The 6,000-nt window shown below is 64.8% G+C and carries 6 protein-coding genes; 5 read left to right on the forward strand and 1 reads right to left on the reverse strand.

Features of this window, described 5'->3' with window-relative positions; all coding sequences use genetic code 11:
• Positions 1 to 101: 101 nt before the first annotated feature.
• Positions 102 to 1,052, reverse strand: a complete 951-nt coding sequence (locus ACYP5B_RS29780) for a LysR family transcriptional regulator (RefSeq protein ID WP_459572050.1) — start codon at positions 1,050 to 1,052, stop codon at positions 102 to 104.
• Between the two features lie 120 nt (positions 1,053 to 1,172).
• On the opposite strand from ACYP5B_RS29780, the gene ACYP5B_RS29785 reads away from it, so the two are divergent.
• From ACYP5B_RS29785 to ACYP5B_RS29805, 5 genes are all read left to right on the forward strand, one after another.
• Positions 1,173 to 2,135 (forward strand): Bug family tripartite tricarboxylate transporter substrate binding protein, encoded by a 963-nt coding sequence (locus ACYP5B_RS29785; protein WP_459572051.1) that lies wholly within the window; start codon positions 1,173 to 1,175, stop codon positions 2,133 to 2,135.
• 4 nt (positions 2,136 to 2,139) lie between these two features.
• The gene (locus tag ACYP5B_RS29790) at positions 2,140 to 3,186 is read left to right on the forward strand and encodes a 4-hydroxythreonine-4-phosphate dehydrogenase PdxA (protein WP_459572052.1); all 1,047 of its coding nucleotides are present in this window, start codon (positions 2,140 to 2,142) and stop codon (positions 3,184 to 3,186) included.
• Between the two features lie 23 nt (positions 3,187 to 3,209).
• The gene (locus ACYP5B_RS29795) at positions 3,210 to 4,142 is read left to right on the forward strand and encodes a YncE family protein (protein WP_459572053.1); all 933 of its coding nucleotides are present in this window, start codon (positions 3,210 to 3,212) and stop codon (positions 4,140 to 4,142) included.
• A gap of 91 nt (positions 4,143 to 4,233) precedes the next feature.
• Complete coding sequence (locus tag ACYP5B_RS29800; protein WP_459572054.1) at positions 4,234 to 5,535, forward strand: MFS transporter; 1,302 nt, start codon at positions 4,234 to 4,236, stop codon at positions 5,533 to 5,535.
• A gap of 13 nt (positions 5,536 to 5,548) precedes the next feature.
• The coding region (locus ACYP5B_RS29805; protein WP_459572055.1) for an amidohydrolase family protein at positions 5,549 to 6,000 on the forward strand (452 nt) is incomplete at its 3' end.

The raw sequence follows: 6,000 nt of genomic DNA on the forward strand, positions 1-6,000 counted from the left end.
ACGTGGATACGCCGCGGACTAGCCGCGCAACCTCACCGACTTGGCTTGAACAACGTTGGCGGGGCAGCGTACGTGCCGTGCGTGGGGTAAGCCGGAATCGATCACTTGCCGCCGCCGGCCGGTTTGGCATGGAGCAGTTCCAGGAAATACAGCGCTGCAAGACTCGGCGGCCGGTCCTGGCGAACGATGCTGCCATAGGTAGCCAGCTTCTGGCGGATCGGATACGCCACGATCTTTAACACGTGATGCTGGGCGTCGCGTCGAGCCACAGTCGCGGGAATGACACCGATCATCTCCGAGCGCCGGATCAGGTTGATGGTGGTGAGTATCGAGCCTGTCTCCACCAGCCCACGCGGCAAGGCCGTGTGGTGGTCGCGAAATTCGCGCTCGATGACCTCGCGCATGGGGCTGCCGCAGGGTTGCAGGATCCACGGGTAGGCCTGCAGCGCGGCGAAGTCCACCCGCTGCTTGCCGGCCAGGGGGTGATGGTTGCCGACGACCACGGAGAGGCCCTCGTCATCGATGGCTCGGAACGTGCAATTCCGTGCTTCATCTCCCACCACCCGCCCGATCACGACCTCCAGCACGCCTTCATGCAACTGTGCAAGCAGGCGATCGCTGGTGTCTACCGCGATCTCGATCGCGAGCAGCGGGAACTTCGCCTTGAGCCCTACCAGCGCCTCGGTCAGCCGCCCGGGCGACGCCGCCATGATGCTGCCCACCGCGAACCGCCCCGCGCTGCCGAGCCGCAACTCACCCAGATCGCGATTGAGTGCTTCCATGCTGCCGCGAATGCCCCGGAAGTAGCCCGTCACTCGCTCGCCTGCCGGATTGAGCAGCAGGCCTCGGCCCACGCGTTCGAAGAGACGCTGCCCCAGCGCATCTTCGAGTTCATGGAGCATTTTCGTTGCCGCAGGCTGTGTGAGCCCAAGCTCGTCGGCCGCCGCTCTAAGCGTCTTGCGCTCCTCGATGGCCAGCATCAGCGCGATCTGCCGCATGCGTAGCCGATTGAGCAGCAGCGGGGTTGAATCCTGCTTGTCGATGGAACCCAATCCAATCACTCCTGGTTATAGATCGATCAAGTTCTTTCAATATACCGAGATCAATCGCCCGCCTACTATACGGTCAACCGGCGCGGCGTACAAAGCAAAAAATCAAACTGGAGACAACTCATGAAAGCGGTGATCGGCACGACGATCGCCGTCGTGCTTTTGCTCGCGGCGTCCATCGTATCGGCGCGAGACTGGCCGACGCGACCCGTCCGGATCCTGGTGGGATCCGCCCCCGGTGGCATAGCGGATTCAGTCGCGCACGCCATCGCGGATCAGTTGGGCCCCATGCTCAAGCAGCCTGTATTCGTCGAGAACAAGCCGGGTCGCTGGAACACGCTGGCTGCCGAGGCGACTGCCAAGTCGACCAACGGCCACACGCTGGAGTTGGGCATCGGAGCCGCCCACACGATCGTCCCTCACCTGCTGCCTCTCGGCTACAACGGCAACCGCGATTTGGTGCCGGTGGTCTTTGTGGGCGATATCCCTAATGTGCTGGTAGTAAGCAACGGGTTGCATATTGATTCGCTACAGAAACTGATCGTGCTGGCCAGACAGCGCCCTGACCAGCTTGGCTACGCCAGCAGCGGCTCGGGTAGCGTCCAGCACATCGCGGCGGAAATCCTTCAGGATGTGAAGGGCCTAAGTATCAGGCAGAGCCCCTGCCGCGGCAGCGGCACGGCTTTGTCCGGCCTGGCTGAAGGGCAGGTTCAGATGCGTTTCGACACCATGCCAGCCGTGCTTGAGCAGATCAGGAATGGAACGATTCGGGCACTTGCTGTCACGGCAAGCCAGCGCAGCTCGCTATTGCCGGATGTACCGACGGTGGCAGAGGCTGGTGCCCCTGATCTCGAGATAAGCGCCTGGTATGGAATCTACATGCCTGCCAGCACACCGAAGTCGGTGCAGGACACGGTGCACGACACGATCAGCACTGTGCTGAAAACACCGGAACTGATCGGCCGGCTCCGCGCCATTGGCGCCGAAATCAGTCCGATGACCCAACTGCAGTTTATGGCCTTCCACGCCGCGCGATACCAGCGCTACGGCAACATCATTCGCAAGAATCACACCCGACTGGACTGACCCCATGATGTCTTCTACAAAACCCGTGGTCGCGCTCACGCTGGGCGATCCCGCCGGCATCGGCCCCGAACTGATAGCCAAGCTGCTGGCCAAGCCGGCAGCGGCGGCCATGGCCAATATTGTCCTGGTCGGCGATCGCTGGCTGTGGGCCGACGGACAGCGCACCGCGGGCGCCGAGGTGGCAACGGACGAAGTGGCTTCGCTTGCCGACGTCCGGGACAGGCCCGACACGGCGCGGCCCGCTTTCCTCGCGGTCCAGAGCATCGTAGCCGCCGACGTGCAGCGCAGCCGGGCCGGAGCGCCGGGCGGCCGGTCGGTGCTGCAGGTACTGGACCAGTGCATGGACGCGACGCTCGCCGGCGACATCGACGCGATTTGCTTCGCGCCGCTCAACAAGCAGGCCATGAAGCTCGGGGGCCTGCGCCATGAGGACGAGCTGCATCACTTCGCCGAGCACCTTGGCGTGACCGGCTACTTCTGCGAATTCAATACGCTCGGCGATCTGTGGACCTCCAGAATCTCGTCCCACGTACCGCAGAAGGACGTTGCCGGCCACCTCAGCGTGGAGCGCATCGAACAGGCGGCCGAACTGGTGTATCGCTCGCTACTGGCCAATGGCGTGACAGCGCCGAAGGTGGCGGTGGCGGCCTTCAATCCCCACGGCGGAGATGGCGGCGTGTGCGGCCGCGAGGAGATCGACATCATCGAGCCGGCGGTACGCGCGCTGCAGGCCCGCGCCTGGCCAAGCGACTGTCCCTTCCACGGACCCTTCCCGGCCGACACCATCTTCCTGAAGGCACTGGCCGGGGAGTATCAGGCCATCGTCACCATGTACCACGACCAGGGCCAGATCGCGATCAAGCTGCTGGGCTTCTCGCGCGGCGTGACGGTGCAGGGTGGCCTGCCGATCCCCATCACCACGCCAGCCCACGGCACCGCCTACGACATCGCGGGCCAGGGCAAAGCCAACGTAGAAGCAACGTGGCAGGCCTTCCAGATCGCTTGCCGCATGGGCGCCGCGCATTATCAGCGGGCAGGCACTCCCGCATGAACCATTCCAACTCCGGAGACCCAATGACATCCCCCCTCAAAGCCGTACTGGTCGAGAAATTCGGCAATAGCTTCAGCGGCTATCAACTGGACACTGGTGCGCTGGCCTTCCGCGCGCAGCTGCCGGCATACCCCCACGAATTTGTCGTGGATTCTCGCGGCGCGTTCGCCTACGTCGGCCACTATGGCGTGCAGACCTTTGCCCACGAGGGTCTGGGCGGGCACGAGGTCTTCGTGGTGGATATCGCGCGCGGCGAGCATGTCGCCTCGCTGGATTGCGCCCCCTATCACCGTATCCACGGCCTGCAGATCGACCGCCAGGATCGTGTCTATGCGCTGAGCGAACATGACAACATGCTCCTGGTTTTCGATCAGCCCCAGGAAAGCCGGGTGCCGGCGCGCACTGTGCCGGTAGGCGGCGTGAAGAGCCACCTGTTCGTCGTGCGCCGCGACGGTGAAAAGGCCTATGTGACCAACCTGCAGTCGCACAACGTCACGCTGGTGCATCCGCACGATCCTTCACAGGCGCCGGTGGCGGCAAGCGTCGGCGGGCGGCCCGAGGGCTGCTGCCTGAACCACGACGAATCCATCCTCTACGTGGCGAGCCGGGATGACGCCACCCTGTCGATGCTGGACGCGTCCAGCATGCAGCTGCTGGCGACCGTTCCCACCGGCGAGGACCCGACCCGCATCTACCTGTCGCGCGACAACCGGCTGTTCGTCACGAACTACGGCGAACGCAGCATCGGCATCTACGACCCCGAGACCCTGGCCGAGCTGCATCGCGTGCCGACCGAGCACAAGCCCATCGCACTGGCATTCCATCCGACGGAGTCCTTCGCCTATATCCCGCTGAACGATAACAGCGTCGCGAGGCTGGATCTGAAGACGCTGGTGCTTTCACACGCGTTCCCGACCGGCAAGGAGCCCGACGGCCTGGTAGTGCTGGGCGGCTAGACGGCACCGCCGAGGCGGCAACAGGCCACAACACAAAGAGAAAACAGGCGCCGCGTCGGGACTCCCGAACGGGCGCCATCGTGGAGACAACATGACAACCCTCAATTCAAGCGAGCGGGCGAACCTGGCCGCGTCGGCCTCCGTGGCCGCGATTCCGCGCAAGCGCTGGCTACGCATCATCCCGCCCATCCTGCTGGCCTGCATCATCTCCTACATGGACCGCGTCAACATCGCCTTCGCCATGCCCGGGGGCATGAGCGCCGGGCTCGGCATGACCGCTAGCATGGCAGGCCTGGCGGGCGGCATCTTCTTCGTCGGCTACCTGTTCTTGCAGATTCCCGGCGGCCGGCTCGCGGCGCTGGGCAGCGGCAAGAAATTCATCGCGTGGTCGCTGGTGGCATGGGCCGTGATCTCGGTGCTGACCGGCCTGGTCACCGAGGTCTGGCAGCTCCTCACGCTGCGCTTCCTGCTCGGCGTGGCCGAGGGTGGCATGCTGCCCGTGGTGCTCACCATGGTCAGCAACTGGTTTCCGGACCAGGAGCGCGGACGGGCCAACGCCATGGTCATCATGTTCGTCCCGCTCGCCGGCATGATCACCGCCCCGCTGTCCGGCGCGATCCTGGCAACGATGGACTGGCGCTACCTGTTCTTCACGACGGGCGCGCTGTCGCTACTGTTCCTGTTCGTCTGGATCCCGTTTGCCAGTGACAGCCCGGAGAAGGCGAAGTGGCTGTCGCCCGGGGAAAAGGACTACATCCTTTCCTCGCTGAGGGCCGAACGCAACGCGGCGCGCGAGAAGGCGGTAGTTTCGGCATCCTTCGGCGCGGTGCTGCGCGACCCCACCATCTGGCGCCTGATCGCGCTCAACTTCTTCTACCAGGCCGGCATCTATGGCTACACGCTGTGGTTGCCCACCATCCTGAAGAACCTAACGCACGGCGGCATGGGGCAGGTCGGCATGCTGGCCATCCTGCCCTATATCGGGACCATGGCCGGCATGTGGGCGACCTCCTACCTCTCCGACCGCACAGGCATGCGCCGGCACTTCGTAACCGGTCCGCTGCTGGGCTTCGCACTATGCCTGTTCCTGTCCGTACATTTTCAATCGTCCGTCGCACTGTCCTACCTGTTTCTGATCGGCAGCGGCTTCTTCCTGCAGGCCGCCGCTGGCGTCTTCTGGACCATCCCGCCCAAGCTGTGCAGCGCGGAGGTGGCCGGCGGTGCCCGCGGGCTGATCAATGCCCTGGGCAACCTTGGCGGGTTCTGCGGACCCTACGCGGTGGGGGTGCTGATCCAGCGCTACGACGGTGGCGTTGGGGTCTACTGCCTGGCCGGGGCGCTGGTGCTGGCCGCCGTGATCTCGAGCACGTTGCCCGCTCGTTGCGAGCGCTGAAGAGAGACCCGCCATGACGACGGCATCTACGTCCTCCCACCCGGCACGCCCCGACGACGAGCCAGTACCGATCGTCGACGCGCACCACCACCTGTGGGACCTGTCGCAAGGCCACTACCCGTGGCTACAGGAGGACTACGACCCACAACGCTTCTTCCTCGGAGACTACCGGGCACTGTGCCGGGACTTCCTGCCGGTTGACTATCGGGTTGCGGCCCGGGGCGTTCGCGTGGTTGCGACTGTCCATGTCGAGGCCGAGCGTTGCCGCGACGAGCAGGTGGCCGAGACGGCCTGGCTGCACGAGCTTAATGAGAAGCACGGCCTGCCGCGTGCGGTCGTGGCGCACGCCTGGTTCGATCGTCCGGACACCGAGGAACGTCTGCTGCAGCACCTGCAATACCCGCTGGTACGCGGCATTCGCAGCAAGCCCGTGACGGCGCCGTCGCCCGCGCACAGCGTGCGCGG

The sequence above is a fragment of the Cupriavidus sp. 8B genome (assembly GCF_054589115.1).

What these genes read in the sequence shown, in the direction of transcription:
- ACYP5B_RS29785 (WP_459572051.1), top strand. Translation starts at nt 1,173, where the DNA reads ATGAAAGCGGTGATCGGCACGACGATCGCCGTCGTGCTTTTGCTCGCG.
- ACYP5B_RS29790 (WP_459572052.1), top strand. Translation starts at nt 2,140, where the DNA reads ATGATGTCTTCTACAAAACCCGTGGTCGCGCTCACGCTGGGCGATCCC.
- ACYP5B_RS29795 (WP_459572053.1), top strand. Translation starts at nt 3,210, where the DNA reads ATGACATCCCCCCTCAAAGCCGTACTGGTCGAGAAATTCGGCAATAGC.
- ACYP5B_RS29800 (WP_459572054.1), top strand. Translation starts at nt 4,234, where the DNA reads ATGACAACCCTCAATTCAAGCGAGCGGGCGAACCTGGCCGCGTCGGCC.